This window comes from Ideonella sp. WA131b (genome assembly GCA_023657425.1).
Classification (GTDB): domain Bacteria; phylum Pseudomonadota; class Gammaproteobacteria; order Burkholderiales; family Burkholderiaceae_C; genus Rubrivivax.
Genome location: JAGTJW010000001.1, coordinates 104,138 through 119,726, shown reverse-complemented (window position 1 = coordinate 119,726; position 15,589 = coordinate 104,138). Strand labels below are relative to the sequence as shown.

11 protein-coding genes and 2 pseudogenes are annotated in these 15,589 nt (G+C 71.1%); 4 read left to right on the top strand and 9 right to left on the bottom strand.

Annotated elements, in window-relative coordinates; genetic code table 11:
• Positions 1 to 18: 18 nt before the first annotated feature.
• Positions 19 to 1,863, top strand: a complete 1,845-nt coding sequence (locus KA711_00570; GenBank protein MCM0607478.1) for an ABC transporter ATP-binding protein — start codon at positions 19 to 21, stop codon at positions 1,861 to 1,863.
• Positions 1,864 to 2,140: 277 nt separating this feature from the next.
• The gene (locus KA711_00565) at positions 2,141 to 4,426 is read left to right on the top strand and encodes a YgiQ family radical SAM protein (GenBank protein MCM0607477.1); all 2,286 of its coding nucleotides are present in this window, start codon (positions 2,141 to 2,143) and stop codon (positions 4,424 to 4,426) included.
• Positions 4,427 to 4,496: 70 nt separating this feature from the next.
• On the opposite strand, the gene KA711_00560 is transcribed toward KA711_00565, so the two are convergent.
• Together KA711_00560 and KA711_00555 are read right to left on the bottom strand one after the other, a co-directional pair.
• Entirely contained in the window at positions 4,497 to 5,666 is a 1,170-nt protein-coding gene (locus KA711_00560; protein ID MCM0607476.1) for an aminotransferase class V-fold PLP-dependent enzyme, read from the bottom strand.
• A gap of 95 nt (positions 5,667 to 5,761) precedes the next feature.
• A complete protein-coding gene (locus KA711_00555) occupies positions 5,762 to 6,718 on the bottom strand; it encodes an HDOD domain-containing protein (protein MCM0607475.1) in 957 nt (318 codons plus the stop codon).
• A gap of 106 nt (positions 6,719 to 6,824) precedes the next feature.
• Here KA711_00555 and KA711_00550 point away from each other — a divergent pair, with 106 nt between their 5' ends.
• On the top strand, positions 6,825 to 7,742 hold the full coding sequence (locus KA711_00550; GenBank protein MCM0607474.1) for a DUF808 domain-containing protein: 918 nt from the start codon (positions 6,825 to 6,827) through the stop codon (positions 7,740 to 7,742).
• Positions 7,743 to 7,755: 13 nt separating this feature from the next.
• Here KA711_00550 and KA711_00545 read toward each other — a convergent pair whose 3' ends face one another.
• From KA711_00545 to KA711_00520, 6 genes and pseudogenes are all read right to left on the bottom strand, one after another.
• A complete protein-coding gene (locus KA711_00545) occupies positions 7,756 to 8,256 on the bottom strand; it encodes an FKBP-type peptidyl-prolyl cis-trans isomerase (protein MCM0607473.1) in 501 nt (166 codons plus the stop codon).
• 169 nt (positions 8,257 to 8,425) lie between these two features.
• On the bottom strand, positions 8,426 to 8,881 hold the full coding sequence (locus tag KA711_00540; protein MCM0607472.1) for a DUF3016 domain-containing protein: 456 nt from the start codon (positions 8,879 to 8,881) through the stop codon (positions 8,426 to 8,428).
• Between the two features lie 136 nt (positions 8,882 to 9,017).
• Positions 9,018 to 10,855 (bottom strand): annotated as a pseudogene (locus tag KA711_00535) (glutamine--tRNA ligase/YqeY domain fusion protein).
• 61 nt (positions 10,856 to 10,916) lie between these two features.
• The gene (locus tag KA711_00530) at positions 10,917 to 11,318 is read right to left on the bottom strand and encodes a DUF2306 domain-containing protein (GenBank protein ID MCM0607471.1); all 402 of its coding nucleotides are present in this window, start codon (positions 11,316 to 11,318) and stop codon (positions 10,917 to 10,919) included.
• A 131-nt stretch (positions 11,319 to 11,449) separates the two neighbouring features.
• Entirely contained in the window at positions 11,450 to 12,271 is an 822-nt protein-coding gene (locus KA711_00525; GenBank protein ID MCM0607470.1) for a response regulator transcription factor, read from the bottom strand.
• Positions 12,268 to 13,078: pseudogene (locus KA711_00520) on the bottom strand (histidine kinase). Before KA711_00520 ends, KA711_00525 begins: the two are co-directional and overlap by 4 nt.
• 718 nt (positions 13,079 to 13,796) lie before the next feature.
• Between KA711_00520 and KA711_00515 the strand changes: the two are divergent.
• Positions 13,797 to 14,006 carry a hypothetical protein gene (locus KA711_00515; GenBank protein ID MCM0607469.1) on the top strand — a complete coding sequence of 70 codons (210 nt, stop codon included), beginning with the start codon at positions 13,797 to 13,799 and terminating at the stop codon, positions 14,004 to 14,006.
• A gap of 37 nt (positions 14,007 to 14,043) precedes the next feature.
• Here KA711_00515 and KA711_00510 read toward each other — a convergent pair whose 3' ends face one another.
• Complete coding sequence (locus KA711_00510; protein MCM0607468.1) at positions 14,044 to 15,567, bottom strand: DUF853 domain-containing protein; 1,524 nt, start codon at positions 15,565 to 15,567, stop codon at positions 14,044 to 14,046.
• Positions 15,568 to 15,589: the final 22 nt, after the last annotated feature.

Sequence of the window (15,589 nt, the reverse complement as noted above, 5' to 3'; positions counted from 1 at the left end):
TTTGGTCTCTTCGAACGGATGGTGGATCCGTATCCATCCCAGGCGGCGGGCGATCCGCCGGCGTCTTTCTTCGCCTTCTTGTGGGCCTGCACCCAGGGCGTGCGGCCGCTGCTGCTGCTGGTGACGCTGTTCACGGCCGCCATCGGCGCCTTCGAGGCGCTGCTCTTCAGCATGATGGCCCACGTGGTGGACCTGCTGGCCAAGACGCCGCCGGCCGAGCTGTGGCAGCGCCATGGTTCGCTGCTGGCCGTGCTGGGCAGTGTGCTGGCCTTGAGCATCCTGTTCGCGGCGCTGCAGGCGCTCTTCAAGTACCAGGGCATCTTCGGCAACTTCCCGATGCGCCTGCGCTGGAACTTCCACCGCCTGATGCTCGCCCAGAGCATGGCCTTCTACCAGGACGAGTTCGCCGGCCGCATCAGCACGAAAGTCATGCAGACGGCGCTGGCGGTGCGCGACACCTGGCTGATCTTTGCCGACATCCTGGTGTACGTGGTCATCTATTTCGCCACGATGGTGGGCGTGATGGCCGCCTTCGACGCCTGGCTGATGGCGCCGTTCCTGGGCTGGCTGGTGCTGTACGTGGCCACGCTGTGGTACTTCGTACCGCGGCTGGGCAAGGTCGCCGAGGCGCAGGCCGACGCGCGCTCGCTGATGACGGGCCGCATCACCGACGCCTACACCAACATCGCCACCGTCAAGCTGTTCTCGCACTCGCATCGCGAGAGCCAGTTCGCGCGCGGCGCGATGCAGGAGTTCCTGGGCACCGTCAACGCGCAGATGCGCCTGGTGACGGCGTTCGAGACCGTCAACCAGCTGTTGTCGGTGCTGCTGATCGCCAGCATCACCGCGGTGAGCCTGCAGCTGTGGGCCGGCTCGCTGGTGGGCGTGGGCGCGGTGGCCGCGGCCACCGCCATGGCCTTCCGCCTCAATGGCATCTCGCACTGGGTGATGTGGGAGATGGCGACCCTGTTCGAGCACATCGGCACCGTGCAGGACGGCATGGCGACGCTGTCGCGCGCGCGCTCCGTGGTGGACCGCGCCGGCGCGGCGGAGCTGAAGGTCACGCGCGGCGAGCTGCACTTCGACGACGTGGGCTTCTCGTACGGCAACGGCAAGAAGGTCATCGCGGGACTGACCCTCACCATCCAGCCAGGCGAGAAGATCGGCCTCGTCGGCCGTTCCGGCGCCGGCAAAAGCACCGTCGTCAACCTCTTGCTGCGCTTGTACGACATCCAGGAAGGCCGCGTGCTGATCGACGGCCAGGACATTGCGGGCGTCACCCAGGACAGCCTGCGGCGGCAGGTCGGCATGGTGACGCAGGACACCTCGCTGCTGCACCGATCGGTGCGCGAGAACATCGTCTACGGCCGCCCCGAGGCCACCGAGGCCGAGATGCGCCGCGCCGCCGAACGCGCCGAGGCCACCGACTTCATCGACGGCCTCACCGACCCCAAGGGCCGCAGCGGCTACGACGCCCACGTCGGCGAGCGCGGCGTCAAGCTCAGCGGCGGCCAGCGCCAGCGCATCGCCATTGCGCGCGTGATGCTCAAGGACGCGCCGATCCTGCTGCTCGACGAGGCCACGAGCGCGCTCGACAGCGAGGTCGAGACCGCGATCCAGGCGAGCCTTTACCGGCTGATGGAGGGCAAGACGGTGGTGGCCATCGCGCACCGGCTGTCCACGATCGCGGCGATGGACCGGCTGGTGGTCATGGACAAGGGCCGCATCGTCGAGGTGGGCGACCACAAGAGTTTGCTCGCTGCCGGCGGGATCTACGCGCGGCTGTGGGCACACCAGAGCGGGGGCTTCCTGGCCGAGGAGCTCGATGACGACGAGCTGGCGTCGCCTGCGCCTGTGACCTGAGGAGACCGCAAGCGCACCAGGACCGCGGCTGTGGCTCCGTCCGGGTTCTGGGCGCCGGATCGGCTCGTGCGCGCAGCCGCAGCGCCCCGTGCCCAACGGGCCGTGAGCCTAAAGGCCCTGAATCGGCGTGCGATCGGCCGCCGGCCTGTGCAGCCTGTGGTCGCCAGGCCGACAATGGCGGGCTGACCCTCCGACGCCCGGCCGAACCACCGGTGCCCCCACCGCCGTGAGCTCCACGCTGCTCGACCGCCGTATCGCCCCTGCGCCGTCGCCCGCCATGCCGGTGGCCAAGGCGCTGACGGCCTGGAAGCCGTTCTGGGCCAAGCGCTTCGGCCGAGCGCCGTTCCTGCCGATGAACCGCGCCGAGATGGAGCGTCTGGGCTGGGACAGCTGCGACATCGTCATCGTCACCGGCGACGCCTACGTCGACCACCCCAGCTTCGGCATGGCCGTGATCGGCCGCGTGCTCGAGGCGCAGGGCTTCCGCGTCGGCATCATCGCGCAGCCCGACTGGCAGAGCGCCGAGCCCTTCAAGGCGCTGGGCAAACCCAAGCTGTTCTTCGGTGTGGCAGCCGGGAACATGGATTCGATGATCAACCGCTACACGGCCGACCGCAAGATCCGCAGCGACGACGCCTACACGCCCGGTGGCGCGGGCGGCCGGCGGCCCGACCGCGCCACGCTGGTGTACACGCAGCGCTGCAAGGAGGCCTGGCCCGAGGTGCCGGTGGTCATCGGCGGCATCGAGGCGTCCTTGCGCCGCATCGCGCACTACGACTACTGGCAGGACAAGGTCCGCCGCAGCATCCTGGTCGACAGCAAGGCCGACCTGCTGCTGTACGGCAACGCCGAGCGCGCGGTGGTGGAGGTGGCGCACCGCCTGGCGCGGCGCGAGCCCATCCACGCCATGACCGACATCCGCGGCACCGCGTTCATGCGCCGCACCGATGCCGAGGGCGCCGCGCGCTTCGCCGGCTGGTTCGAGCTCGACTCCACCGAGGTCGACCGCCCCGGTCGCATCGACGCGCACATCAACCCCTACCTCACCACGAGCGAGGCCGCGGCCGAACAGGGCCAGACCTGCGCCAAGGACGACGGCACCGAGCCGCCGGCCCTGCCCGCGCAGGCCGTGGTGGCCCTGCCCGTCAGCCGCAGGGCCAGCGGGGCGCTGGCGCTGCCGCCACGCGAGTGCACCGTGGTGCGCCTGCCGAGCTACGAGCAGGTGAAGGCCGACCCGGTTCTCTACGCGCACGCCAACCGCGTGCTGCACCTGGAAACCAACCCCGGCAATGCGCGGGCCCTGGTGCAGGCGCACGGCGACCGTGACCTGTGGCTGAACCCGCCGCCCATCCCGCTGACGACGGCCGAGATGGACTGGGTGTTCGACCTCGAGTACGCGCGCTCCCCGCACCCGGCCTACGCCGACGCCGAAGGCCACCACGACGGGCCGACCAAGATCCCAGCCTGGGAGATGATCCGCTTCAGCGTCAACATCATGCGCGGCTGCTTCGGCGGCTGCACCTTCTGCTCCATCACCGAGCACGAGGGCCGCATCATCCAAAGCCGCAGCGAAGACTCGATCATCCGCGAGATCGAGAGCATGCGCGACCAGGTCGAGGGCTTCACCGGCGTCGTGTCGGACCTCGGCGGCCCCACGGCCAACATGTGGCGCATCGGCTGCAAGAGCCCCGAGATCGAGGCCGCCTGCCGCAAGCCCAGCTGCGTCTACCCCGGCATCTGCCCGAATCTGAACACCGACCACGGGCCGCTGATCAGGCTGTACCGCCGCGCGCGGCAGTTGAAGGGCGTCAAGAAGATCCTCATCGGCAGCGGGCTGCGCTACGACCTGGCCGTGCAGAGCCCGGAGTACGTGAAGGAGCTCGTCACCCACCACGTTGGTGGTTATCTCAAGATCGCGCCCGAGCACACCGAGGGCGGGCCGCTCAGCAAGATGATGAAGCCCGGCATCGGCAGCTATGACCGCTTCAAGAAGATGTTCGAGGAGGCCAGCGCCGCGGCGGGCAAGAAGCAGTACCTGATTCCTTACTTCATCGCCGCGCATCCGGGCACCAGCGACGAGGACATGATGAACCTCGCGCTCTGGCTCAAGCGCAACGGCTTCAAGGCCGACCAGGTGCAGACCTTCTACCCGAGCCCGATGGCCACGGCCACGGCGATGTACCACACCAACCTCAACCCGCTGAAGGGCATCAGTCGCGATGCACGCCGTGCCGAGCGTGTCGACATCGTGCGCGGCGAGAAGCGTCGCCGTCTGCACAAGGCCTTCCTGCGCTGGCACGACCCCGCCAACTGGCCACTGCTGCGCGAGGCGCTCAAGACCATGGGCCGCGCCGACCTCATCGGCAACGGCAAGCACCACCTGATCCCGGCCTTCCAGCCCAGCGGCGAGGCCGGCTACACCAGCGCCCGGCGCAAGAACAGCACGGCTGCCGGCCAGCGCACCTCGCCCGTCACCCAGGGCCGCCTGCTGACGCAGCACACCGGCTTGCCCCCGCGCGAGACGGGCGGCACGCCGCGGCCGCGGCGTGCACGTCCGCGCTGAACACGGCCGTCGATACTGCGTCTGGCCGCCCCGCCTGCCGCCGCCAGGCCCTGAAAAGCCGGCGAGATGGCTATACGCCGGCCTCGGCCAGTGCCGACACCAGCGCCGCGAGCTCGGCCTCGGTGGTGTAGGCCTGCACCGACACGCGCACGAAGGTCTGGCCCGCGTGCTGCGTCACCGGCACCTCGATGCCGCGCGACTCGCTCAGCCAGTGCCGCAGCCCCTCGGCGTCGGCCGCCTGCACGGGGATGGGCACCATCTGCGTCCAGTCTTCCTCGGGGCCGATCGGCGAGCGGTCATTTCGCACCAGCACCTCGTGCAGCAGTGCCCGAGCGCGCGTGCGGCAGCGCTGGCGATGGCGCAGCCAGTCGTGCGCGGCGAGAAAGTCGATCGCGGCAGGCACGCTCAGAAAGGCTGCGACGTCACGCGTGCCCTGCCACTGAAGCCGCCGCTCCAGCGGCGTGCTGCCGACGTAGGCGTCGAAGCCGGTGTGGCCGCCGCCGCCTTCGGCCAGCTCGTCGGCGAGCCAGCCCCAGCTGACGACGCCCCCGTCCAACGTCGCCTGGTGCTCGCGCCGCACATGCAGGAAGGCCGAGCCCTTCGGCGCACACAGCCACTTGTGACAGTTGCCCGTGTAGTGGTCGGCGCCAATGGCGGCGAGGTCAAGGTCCAGCAGAGCTGGTGCGTGTGCGCCGTCGATCAGCGTGGGCACGCCGGCCGCGCGCGCCTGCGCGCACAGCTCGGCCACCGGGAACACCAAGGCGGTGGTCGAGACCACGTGGCTCGTAAAGATCAGCCGCGTACGTGCTGTGATGCCGGCCATGAGCCGCGGCACGAAAGTCTGGGGCTCGAAGGGCAGCGGCACCACGACGCGCCGCAGCACCGCGCCGCTGCGCCGGCACAGGGCGCGCCATGTGGCGTCGCAGGCGCCGTACTCCTGGTCGGTGGTGAGGATCTCGTCGCCGGGCTCCAGCCGCAGCGAGCGTGCGACGATGTTGACGCCCGTGGTGGCATTGGGCACGAACACCAGGTCATCGGCGGCGGCACCGACATAAACCGCCAGCCGCTCACGCGCCGCGCGCAGCAACGCCCCCGAACGCCGCCCCAAGAAGGCCACCGGGTTGCGCTCGAGCTCTCGCTGCCATTGCTGGCAGACCTCGACCACCGGCCGAGGGCAGGCGCCGAAAGAGCCGTGGTTCAGGAAGACGAGGTCGGGGTCGAGCAGGAACAGCCTGCGCAGCACGGCCGGGTCTTGCAGGGGCGCTTCGGCGCTTGTCATCGTGGGCGCCGATTCTTCCGCAGTCTGCCCGGCGCCTGACGCTGCCGAGCGCGGCGTCAGCAGGCCGCGGCGTCGTCGAGCTCGGCCTGCAAGGCCTCGTGCCAGTCGGTCAGCTCTTCGGAGTCGACGCCCAGCCACTGCAGCGCCGCATTGAGCTGTTGCTCGGTCTCGCGGTCGGGTGGCAGGCCTTCGCGCTCGCGCGTGGCGCGTTCGGCCAGCACCCCCATGGCCGCCAGCGTCAGCGCTTCGGGATCGGCGTCGGCCGTGCCGCGGGCCCGGTCGAGCTCGTGGTGCAGGCGGATCGCCACCATCACCGGCGGCGCCACCTGCCAGGCCCGTGCCACCAGCGCGCCCACCACGGCGTGGTCGGTCCTGTGGTTGGCGTTCTCGGTGGAGATCAGGCCGCGGTCCTTGCGCGCCGAGGCCTCGGCCAGCGTGCCGCTGTAGCCGGGCATGCGCTGCAGCAGCACCGGCATGCCGACGTGGCAGAAGAGTCCGAACAACTGGGCCAGTTCCGGTGTCGTGCCCGGCAGTTGGCGGGCGATGAAGCCCATCGCAGCGGCCCGCAGCGAGGCCTGCTCCCAGAAGCGCTGCAGCAGCGGGTGGCGCACCGGGATCGCCTGACGCAGCAGCACCTCGGTCAGGATGACGGCGGCCTCGCGCAGGCCGATGCGGTTGAGGGCCTGACCGACGGTCTGCACCGGCACCGCGTCAGCGCCGCGGTAGCGCGCGGTGTTGGCGTTGCGCAGCAGAGTGGCGGCCATCGCGGCATCGCTGCCCGCGATGCGGGACAGCTGCGTCAGGTCGGGGTCGGGGACGGCCAGAGCCTCGCGCAGCCGCGCGAGCTGCTCCGGGGAGGGCGGAATGGCGATCTGGGCCAGTGGTCCGCTGCGGCGGGCACGGTCGAGCTCATGGCCGATGCGATGCGCCAGTGCCGACGGATCGGACGCGCCGGGCGCCCGGGTGGTCGGCGCGGCGGCGGTTGGTGGCGGGGCTGTGGGTGTCTTGGGCATGGGTGCGTGCGGCGCCGGCGTTCGACTTGCCAGGGCTATCGGCCCGCGCGCGCCATGCTTGAGGCCTGTACGTTCACACCCGTCCCCTGAGGACACAATCCACGGCATGGCTTCCAGTCTGCTCGCGCTGCTCGACGACATCGCCACCGTGCTCGACGACGTCGCCGCGCTGTCCAAGGTGGCGGCGAGGAAGACCGCCGGCGTTCTCGGCGACGACCTCGCGCTGAATGCGCAACAGGTGGCGGGCGTGCGCGTCGAGCGAGAGCTGCCCGTGGTGTGGGCCGTGGCGCGTGGCTCTTTGGTCAACAAGCTCATCCTGGTGCCGGCGGCGCTGGCCATCGGGGCTTTCGCACCGATGCTGGTGGCGCCGCTGCTGATGATTGGCGGCGCGTTCCTGTGCTACGAGGGTGTCGAGAAGCTGGCGCACCGCTTTCTGCACAGCGCCGCGGACGACGTCGTCCGCCGCGCCGACCTGGCGGCGGCGCTGGCCGACCCTGAGGTCGACCTCGTGGCGCTGGAGCGCGGCAAGATCAAGGGTGCCGTGCGCACCGACTTCATCTTGTCAGCCGAGATCATCGCCATCACGCTGGGCACGGTGTCGGGCCAGCCCTTGGGCACGCAGTTCGCCGTGCTGGCCTCGATCGCCCTGGTGATGACGGTGGGCGTCTACGGCCTGGTGGCTGGCATCGTGAAGCTCGATGACGCCGGCCTCTGGCTGAGCCGTCGCCCGAACACTGCGGCGCAGGCGCTGGGACGCGCCGTGCTGGTGGCCGCGCCGTGGCTGATGAAGGCGCTCAGCGTGGCCGGCACGGCGGCGATGTTTCTCGTGGGCGGCGGCATCCTGGTGCACGGCGTGCCGCTGCTGCACCATGGCATCGCCAACGCCGTGGCGGGGCTGTCGGGCTGGGCGGCTCTGCTCAGCAGCACCCTGGCCGAGGTCGTGGTGGGCGTCATCGCCGGCGTGCTGGTGCTGGCGGGCGTGATGGCCGTGCAGCGGCTGCGCGCCAAGCCTGCGCCGGGCTGACCCGGCCGCGGGCTCAGTTCGCGCCGATGCCCAGCAGCTTGACCTCGAACACCAGCACCGCGCCGGGCGGGATGAGCCCGTTGCCGGCGCCGCGTTCGCCGTAGGCGATGTCGGCCGGGCAGGTCAGGCGCGCCGTGCCGCCGGCCTTCATCAGCTGCAGCCCTTCGGTCCAGCAGCGGATGACGCCGTTCAGCGCAAAGCTCGCCGGCTGGTTGCGTTTGTACGAGCTGTCGAACTCGCGCCCGTCGGGGAAGGTGCCGCGGTAATGCACCCGCACCACGTCGGTGGCGGTCGGGCTGGCGCCCTGGCCGGCCGCGAGCGGGCGGAACACCAGGCCGCTGGCGGTGACCACGGCGCCCGGTTCGGCAGCAGCGGCCTTCAGGGCCGGATGCAGCGCCGCAGGGGCGGCGGCCGCTGGGGCCGTGGGCGCCGTCTGTGCGGCGGCGGGGCAGGCCAGGGCGGCCGACAGCACGAGTGCGAGGCCTGCGGATGAGGGGTGCTTGAACGCTTGCATGAGGGGTCGGGTCGCGAAAGACGGGCGCCCACGCTCCAAGAATATCAGCGAGCGTCCCGGCCACATCCTGGAGCACGCATGCCACGCCGACCATGGTCCATCCGCCGCGCTGATGCCCACCCGGCCCTTCGCGCCGCGCCGCGCCGCGCCTGTGGCCCCGCCGTGCGCATCAGCGCTTGGTGGCTACCAGCGACGCGACCCAGTCGTCGAGCATGCGCTTCTCGTAGCCCAGCGCACCCAAGTGCGAGGCGCGCAGCGAGCGGAAGAAGTAGTTCGGGTCGCTGAGGTCGGCGTCACCGCTGGCCAGCGTGCGACTGCCGTCGCTCAGGCTGTAGCGCAGGCTGATGCGCGGCCAGTCGGCACGGCCGCGCAGCACGCGCACGTCCTGGTGGAAGCGGCCAAAGGGCTCGAGTTCGCCGGCGAGCTCGAGATCGGTGACCTCGATGCGCAGCGTCTGCCCGTCGGGCAATTGGCGGCCCAGCCCTTGGAGGTGCTCGGCCAGCGTCTCGAGCGTGCGCTCGCGCTCGAAACTGCCGCGGCCGGCATCGGCGAACTTCTCGGGCTCGATCCACTTCACCTGCACCTGGCCGGCGGCCAGCGCCGGTGGCGCCAGCGTGGCGGCCATCGCAAACAGCAGCGCGGCGGCGCCTGCAAAGGCAACGGGGCGTGTCATGGCGGTGTTCTCCTGGTGGATCGTGGGTACCCGCATCCTGCCTGAGCCGCGGCCCGTCTGCACAAGCCCTTTGCCGATCTTTACGGGCTCAGCCGCCGGCCCGGCCGTCCTTCAAGGTCGTGATGCGGTTGAACAGCGGCGCGCCCGGGCGGTGCGCCTCGCGGTCGGCGACGAAATAGCCGTGGCGCTCGAACTGGAAGCGGCTTTCCGCGACCACGTTCGCCAGCGAAGGCTCTAGCCGGGCCTGCACCAGCACCTTGCTCTGCGGATTGACGACCTCGCGGAAATCGCGCCCGTCGGCCTCGGGCTGCGGCGCGGTGAAGAGGCGGTCGTACAGCACCACCGGCGCGGCCACGGCGTCGGCCTGGCCGACCCAGGTGATGGTGCCCTTCACCTTGAGGGCATCAGCCCCCGGCGTGCCGCTCTTGGTGTCGGGCACGACGCGCGCGAGCACGGCGGTGATGGCGCCTGCGGCGTCTTTTTCGCAGCCGGTGCACTCCACCACCATGCCGTACTTCAGGCGCACCTTGTTGCCAGGCACGACGCTGCCGTCAGGCTGCGTCTGAGGCGGGTACAGGCGGAAGAAGCCCTTGGGCGCTGCTTCGGCGAAGTCGTCGCGCTCGATCCACACCGTGCGCGACAGCCCGAAGTGGCGCGTGCCCAGCTCCGGCCGCTGCGGGTGCACGGGCGCCTGGCAGGGCTCGACATGGGCCTCGCTGCCAAAGACCTCGGCCCAGTTCTGCAGCACCAGCGGCACCGGGTCGAGCACGGCCATGGCGCGTGGGGCCCGGCCTTCGAGGTCGTTGCGCAGGCTCTGCTCGAGCACCGAGTAGTCGAGCCAGATGTTCGTCTTGCTGGCGCCGGTGCCATCGGCCATGGCGCGGATGGCCGCCGGCGTGTAGCCGCGCCGCCGCAGGCCAAAGAGCGTGGGCATGCGCGGGTCGTCCCAGCCGCTGACGATGCCTTCTTCCACCAGCGCGCGCAGCTTGCGCTTGCTGGTGACGACGTAGCTCAGGTTCAGCCGGCCGAACTCGTACTGCTTGGGCAGCGGATGGGCCAGCAGGCCCAGGCGCGCCAGGTTCTCGAGCAGCCAGTCGTAGAACGGGCGCTGGTCTTCGAACTCCAGCGTGCAGATGCTGTGCGTGATGCCTTCGAGCGCGTCTTCGATCGGGTGCGCGTAGGTGTACATCGGGTAGATGCACCAGCGGTCGCCCGTGTTGTGGTGCGTGGCGCGCTTGATGCGGTAGAGGGCCGGGTCGCGCAGGTTGATGTTGCGGCGAGGCCATGTCGATCTTCGCGCGCAGCACCATGCGCGCCGTCGGCGTGCAGGCCGTCCTTCATCTCGCGCAGGCGCGCCAGGTTCTCGGCCGGCGTGCGGCCGCGGAAGGGGCTGTCGGTGCCGGGCGTGGTGAAGTCGCCGCGGTTGGCGCGCATGGCCTCGGCGCTCTGCTCGTCGACATAGGCCAGGCCGTCGGCCACCAGCGCCTCGGCGGCGCGGTACATGAAGTCGAAGTAGTCGCTGGCGTAGAAGAGGTGCGCGGTGTCGTTCGCGGCCCAGTCGAAGCCCAGCCAGCGCACGGCCTCGATGATGGCGTCGACGTACTCCTGCTCTTCCTTCTCGGGGTTGGTGTCGTCGAAGCGCAGGTGGCAGACGCCGCCGTAGTCGCGCGCCAGGCCGAAGTTCAGGCAGATGCTCTTGGCGTGGCCCACGTGCAGGTAGCCGTTGGGCTCGGGCGGGAAGCGCGTGCGGATGCGGGCCGGATCGGGCCCGCCGGCCGCGTGGTGGGCGGCATCGCCCGGGCCGCCACCCCACTGCCGGCCTTGCAGCGTGCCGGCGCTGAGATCGCGTTCGATGATGCCGCGCAGGAAGTTCGCGGGCGCGACCGGCGTGCTGGGGGCTGAGGTGGGGGGTTTGGGGGCGGACATGCACCGGGATTCTAGGGACGGCCCCCGGCGCCGCACCCCTGCCGATCGGTCGATCAGTGGCTCAGGCCCACAGCATCTGTCCCAGGATGCGGCCGGGCAGCAGCGTGAACGCGCCGGCCACCAGACAGGCGCCGATGTACAGGCGGCGCATCATCTGGCGGTGAACCTCGACACGGTGCGAGCGCGCCATGAACACGCCCAGCGGCAGCATCACCATCACCAGCAGCGTCAGCAGGTGGATGGGCCCGAAGCCTCCGAAGCCCGGAAACTTCGACCGGATGAACAGGCTGCTGATCGCGGCCGTGGCCATCAGCGCCACCCAGGCCCAGCCCCCGACGCGGTGCGCGGTGCGGCCCTTGCGGCTCACGAGCAGCCAGCCGCCGAGCGCGACGGCGCCGATCATCGAGACGGCGTGGACAAAGATCACGGGCTTGGTGGCGGCGAGTTCGACGAAGGTGGTCATGGCGGGCTCCAGTGCAGGTCTGGACGCCATGGTTCCCGCGGGCTGCGTGGCGGGCCAGTGCGCCGCGACGTCTGGGCGCCGACTGTCGCGAAGCGGCGCCACCGCCCCGCAAGGCGCAGGCGCTGCCGGCGCTACTGGCCCTTGAACAGGTGTGCGTACAGCCGGCTCGCCGTCACCGTTTCGGGCCGGCCGCGCAGCTTGAGCGTCACCTTGCCGGACTCCTCGCGCCTTGCCTGCTCGATGCAGCGTGCCTGCACCACGGTGCCGCGGTGCACCTGCCAGAACACCGCGGTGTCGAGCATCGGCAGCAGCTCGCGCAGCGATTGCCGGATCAGGTGCTCGCGCGCCGCGGTGACGACGCGCACGTATTTGTCGGCGGCCTCGAAGTAGATCACCTCGTCCAGCGGCACGAAGTGCACGACGCTGCCGACCTGGGCCTGGATCACCTCCAGCCGCGCCGCCGGCGGCCCGCCGGCCGGTGCCGCGCCGCCCAGCAAGGAGCGCAGCTGCGCCACCGCGGCATCGAGCGCCTGCGCCGGCGCCGGTGCCTGCCGCTGGCGCTCCTGCAGCCGCTGCTGCAGCCGCTGCACGCAGGCGGCCAGCCGCGGCGGATCGACCGGCTTCACCAGGTAGTCGGCGGCCTGGGCCTCGAAGGCGGCGAGCGCGTGGTCGCTGTAGGCGGTGACGAACACGATCAACGGAAAGGGCGCGCTGCCCTCGCCCTGCGGCCAGTCTTCGGCCAGCGCGGCAGCGGCTTCAAGGCCGGTGCAACCGGGCATGCGGATGTCGAAGAAGGCCAGCGTCGGCTGCAGCGCCAGCGTCTGCGCCACCGCCTGCAGCCCGTCGCCCACGGTGGCCAGCACCTCCAGGCCGGGCCACAGGCGCAGCAACTCCTGGCGCAGGTGGGTGGCGAGCAGCGGTTCGTCTTCGGCGATCAGGGCGGTGGGGTTCATGGCGTGGGCGTGGGCAGGGTGGCCGGTGCGGCAGCGGGTGCGGCCGCGCGCGGCAGTCGGATCGTGGCCACGGTGCCGCCCTCGGCATCGGGAGCCGGCGCCACCACCAGGCTGGCGCGCGCGCCGTGCAGCGTGGCCAGCCGCTCGCGCACCTGGGCCAGGCCGAAGCGCGTGCCCGCCGTGACGGCGGCCGCTTGCGCCAAGCCGATGCCGGTGTCGCGCACCTGCAGCACCAGCATCTCGCCGTCCTGCAAACGCGCTCACCACCAGTCGGCCGCCGGCCACGTGCGGCTCCAAGCCGTGCTTGATGGCGTTTTCGACCAGCGGCTGCAGCAGCAGCGGTGGCACCGGGTGCGCGACCAGCGCGGGCGGCAGATGGAGCTCCACCTGCAGCCGCGGGCCCATGCGGATGGCCATCAGCGCCAGGTAGTCGGCCACACGCGCGTACTCGGTGGCCAGCGGGTGTGCGGGCAGCCGCGAGGCCTCGAGCGTGGCGCGCAGGTAGGCGATCAGCCGGTCGAGCATCTGCTGCGCGGCGGCGGCGTCCAGGCCGATCAGCACGCGCAGGTTGGCCAGCGTGTTGAACAGCATGTGCGGCTCGAGCTGGCTCTGCAGCAGCTTGAGCTGGTTCTCGGCGGCGGCGCGCTCGGCCGCCTCGGCCTTTGCCTTGGCACTGGCCAGGCGCTCGCGGCTGCTGATCACGGCCACGAAGGCCAGCGTGGCCAGCAGGCTGACGAGCAGCGTGAGCTGGGTGCTGCGGCTGGCGAGGTCGTAGATCGGCGGCCGAGTCGAAGCCGGTGATCGCATCGGCCAACCACTGCCCCAGAGGCGGACCCAGCAGTGACACAGGAGCAAGGTCGAAGGGCCACACGCCCGCCCAGCCGCTGTGCCAGCCCGCGGCCGAGGAAGCGGGCAGGCCTGCGCCACTGGCCCGCCAGCTGGTCGTGCAGCCAGGCGTGCAGCAGGCTGCACTGCCGTCGTTGACGACCGACAGACAGGCCAGCGCCGATGCAGCACGAGTACAGCAGCTTGTAGCGGAACGCCACCAGCCAGTGCTCAGTCAGCGTGAAGAGCAGCGGCGATCGTCGGTGCACACGCCGACGAGCCAGCAGCCAGCGCTGACGGGCAGGCGCGCGCTGGCGCCAGCGCAGCCGGACGCAGGGCCAGGGCGGTGTCGGGGCGGTTGGGTGCATCGCCGGGGATTGTCGGCGGGCCCGAGCGTCGAACTCAGCTGTCGTGCCGCGACAGCTGGGCGGCCGGTGTCGCCAGATGACTCTCGATGGGGCGCCAGCCGACGGTTGCCCTGTCGGCGCGCAGCAGGCGCAGGATCCAGGACATGAGCACAGCCGCCGCCGATCTCTGCGCCCCGCCCGCCCCGACGACGCGCAGGTACTGGGCGCGCTTGGCCGCCGCAGGTGTTCCTCGACACCTACGCCACCGCACGGCATCCGGCCGGCGCTGGTGCGCGAGGTGCAGCAGTCGTTCGGCCCCGACGCCATGGCCCGCCTGCTGGCACGGCCGGCGGGTGGCCTGCTCGTCGCCGAGTGCCAAGGGCATCTGCTGGGTTTCGTGTAGCACGCGCCTGTGGCTCACCGCCTGGGTCGGCAACGCCCACGCCCGGGCCTGGTACGGCCGCCAGGGCTGGCGCGACATCGGCGCCACGCCCTATTGCTTCAAGAGTGACGGCTTTGAGGGCGAGAGCTTCGAGAACCGGGTGCTGGTGAAGGACGCCTGAGGCCGCGCTTGCACTTGCCGCAGCTGCCGCAGCGCAGTCAGCGCCTGCGCGAGCCCCCGAGCAGCGAGCCCAGCACCCCGCGCACGATCTCGCGGCCCACGGCCGAGCCGATGCTGCGCACCGCCGAGCCGGCCGCCGCCTGCACCAGCCCGGGCCGCTGCCCACCACGCGGGCCGGTGCTGCCGAGCATCATGTCCTTCACCATGTCCATCACGCCGCCGCCGGACGGGGCCGCCGCGCCGCCGCCGGCGGGCAGGCCACCGGGCGCTGCCTGGGCCGCCGTCGTGGCACGGCCCTTGAGCATCTCGTAGGCCGACTCGCGGTCGATCGTCTTCTCGTACGTGCCCGCCACCAGGCTGCTGGCCAGCAGCGCCTGGCGCTGCGCCGGCGTGATGGGGCCGATCTGGCTGCCCGGCGGCAGCACGTACACGCGCTCGGTCACGCTCGGCCGGCCCTTGCTGTCGAGCAGGCTCACCAGCGCCTCGCCCACGGCCAGCTCCTGGATGGCCGTGGCCATGTCCTTGATGCCCGGGTTGGCGCGCATGGTGTCGGCGGCGGCCTTCACGGCCTTCTGGTCGCGCGGCGTGAAGGCGCGCAGCGCGTGCTGCACGCGGTTGCCCAGCTGCGCCAGCACGGTGTCGGGCACGTCGAGCGGGTTCTGCGTCACGAAGTACACGCCCACGCCCTTGCTGCGCACCAGGCGCACCACGAGTTCGATGCGCTCCACCAGCGCCGCCGGGGCGTCCTTGAACAGCAAGTGCGCCTCGTCGAAGAAGAACACCAGCTTGGGCTTGTCGAGGTCGCCCACCTCGGGCAGCGTCTCGAACAGCTCGCTCAGCATCCACAGCAGGAAGGTGGCATACAGCCGCGGCGCGTTCATCAGCTTGTCGGCCGCGAGGATGTTGATGACGCCGTGGCCGTCCACCGTCTGCATGAAGTCGGCGATGTCGAGCATGGGCTCGCCGAAGAACTGGTCGCCGCCTTGCTCCTCGATCTGCAGCAGGCCGCGCTGGATGGCGCCCACGCTGGCGGCGCTGATGTTGCCGTACTCGGTGGTGAACTGCTTGCCGTTCTCGCCCACGTGCTGCAGCATGGCGCGCAGGTCCTTCATGTCCAGCAGCGCCATGCCGGCGTCGTCGGCGATCTTGAAGACGAGGCTCAGCACGCCGGCCTGCGTCTCGTTGAGCGCCAGCATGCGCGCCAGCAGCAGCGGGCCCATGTCCGACACGGTGGCGCGCACCGGGTGGCCCTGTTCGCCGAACACGTCCCACAGGGTGGCGGGGCACTGGAAGGGTTCGGGCTCGGCGATGCCACGCTCGGCGAGGATGGCCTTCACCTTGGGTGGCAGCGCGCCGCGCTGGCTGATGCCGGTGAGGTCGCCCTTCACGTCGGCCATGAACACGGGCACGCCGATCCTGCTGAAGCTCTCGGCCAGCGTCTGCAGCGTGATGGTCTTGCCGGTGCCGGTGGCGCCGGTGACGAGGCCATGGCGGTTGGCCAGGGCCGGCAGCAGGTGGCACTCGACCTTGCCGTGGCGGGCCAGCAGGATGGGATCGGGCATCACGACGCTCCAGCGCGGCGCC